Genomic DNA, 254 nt, shown 5'->3' with positions numbered 1-254 from the left:
GGTGTCTCGCAGGGACCAAAAGCACGAGATGGCTCAAAAAACCGGGCGCAGCGTTGGAGTTATTCAAACGAGGAGGATGTCTTTGGTACGATTCGCGGAGAATATGATTTTAATGAGAGCATTACTGGTTATGGTGCCTACGGTATCAGACATGGTGATGAGGATAACTCGTTAGCCAACCTCACAGTATCTGACGCAGATGGCACTGGCTCAACCTCCCGCTTTGATAACGTTCGAGAAGATAAAGTCCAGAG

At 48.4% G+C, this 254-nt stretch carries 1 protein-coding gene; it reads left to right on the top strand.

What is annotated here, in order from left to right; translation table 11 throughout:
• Positions 1-254, top strand: a 254-nt coding sequence (locus SB749_RS20160; protein ID WP_410711873.1) for a hypothetical protein, incomplete at both ends; no start/stop codon positions are given.

The sequence above is a fragment of the Brevibacterium sp. SIMBA_078 genome, assembly GCF_046534565.1.
Classification (GTDB): domain Bacteria; phylum Actinomycetota; class Actinomycetes; order Actinomycetales; family Brevibacteriaceae; genus Brevibacterium.
This window is presented reverse-complemented; position numbering and strand designations above follow the sequence as displayed.